Origin of the sequence: Microbacterium sp. BF1 (assembly GCF_019279095.1) — a bacterium.
Classification (GTDB): domain Bacteria; phylum Actinomycetota; class Actinomycetes; order Actinomycetales; family Microbacteriaceae; genus Microbacterium; species Microbacterium maritypicum.
In genome coordinates this window covers 1-1,605 of record NZ_JAGYWT010000541.1, presented here as the reverse complement: position 1 = coordinate 1,605, position 1,605 = coordinate 1, and the positions used below count along the sequence as shown (strand labels likewise).

Here is a 1,605-nt window from a genome sequence, read left to right as displayed (position 1 = left end):
GCCCCGAGTCGCTACCCGACCGCGCGCGAGGCGCTGCACACGGTCTTCGGGTACGACGAGTTCCGCGGCGATCAGGCCGACATCGTCGAGCAGGTCATCGCGGGCGGCGACGCCGTCGTGCTGATGCCGACCGGTGGCGGAAAGAGCATCACGTACCAGGTGCCGGCTCTCGTGCGCGAGGGCACCGGGCTCGTGATCAGCCCGTTGATCGCGCTCATGCACGACCAGGTCGATGCGCTGCGAGCCAACGGCGTCAACGCCGCCTATCTCAACTCCACGCAGGCCATCGATGAGCGTCGCGAGGTCGAGAGGGCGTACATCGCCGGCGAGCTCGACCTCATCTACGTCGCACCGGAGCGTCTTTCCAGCGCGCAGACCACTGCTCTTCTTCAGCGCAGAACGCTCAGCGTGATCGCGATCGACGAGGCGCACTGCGTGTCGCAGTGGGGTCACGACTTCCGCCCCGACTACCTCGCCCTGGGCGACCTGGGCGAGCGGTTCCCCAGGGTGCCGCGCATGGCTCTCACGGCCACGGCGACCGCGGCGACGCACAAGGAGATCACCGAGCGACTGCAGCTCGGCGCCGCGAAGCACTTCGTCGCGAGCTTCGACCGCCCGAACATCCAGTATCGGATCGTGCCCAAGGTCGACCCGCGCAAGCAGCTGGTCGCGTTCATCAGATCCCAGACGCCGGCGAGCGACGACGGTGCGCAGCCCGCGGGCATCGTGTACGCGCTCAGCCGCAAGTCGGTCGAGCAGACGGCGACCTACCTCGCCGCCCAGGGGCTTGATGCGCTGCCGTACCACGCGGGTCTGCCCGCCGAGGTGCGGGCGGCGAACCAGGCGCGCTTCCTTCGCGACGACGGCGTGGTCATGGTCGCCACGATCGCATTCGGCATGGGCATCGACAAGCCCGACGTGCGCTTCGTCGCGCACATCGACCTGCCGAAGTCGGTCGAGGGTTACTACCAGGAGACCGGTCGCGCTGGTCGCGACGGCGAGCCCTCGGTGGCCTGGATGGCGTACGGCCTCGGCGACGTCGTGCAGCAGCGCAGGCTCATCGACCAGAGCCCCGGCGACCGCACGTTCAAGATGCGGATGGGCCAGCACCTCGACGCCATGCTCGCCCTGTGCGAGACCGTGGAGTGCCGACGCCAGAACCTTCTCGGCTATTTCGGGCAGGAGTCGCAGCCGTGCGGCAACTGCGACACGTGCCTGGAAGACACCGAGACGTTCGACGGTCTCGTCCCCGCGCAGAAGCTACTCTCGACGATCGTGCGGCTCAAGCGCGAGCGCAATCAGGCGTTCGGCGCCGGGCATCTGATCGACATCCTCCGCGGGGCCTCGACCGAGCGCATCCGGCAGCAGGGCCACGACAAGCTCGCGACCTACGGCATCGGCAACGACCTCTCCGACCAGGACTGGCGAAGTGTCGTGCGGCAGCTCCTCGCTCGCGGCATCGTGGTCGCGCAGGGAGACTACGGCACTCTCGCGCCCGGAGAGCAGGCGGCCGGTGTGCTCCGAGGGGAGACCGCCGTGCCGTTGCGCAAGGACACGATCGGGCGCCCCACCTCCTCCGGCCGTGCTCGCAAGGCCAGCGCCGCC

1 protein-coding gene is annotated in these 1,605 nt (G+C 69.1%); it reads left to right on the top strand.

The genetic code is table 11. The annotated features are described in order from the left end of the window. Nucleotides 1-33 precede the first annotated feature (33 nt). A partial coding sequence (gene recQ / locus KZA10_RS14600) for a DNA helicase RecQ (RefSeq protein WP_256934906.1) occupies nt 34-1,605 on the top strand: 1,572 nt, incomplete at its 3' end.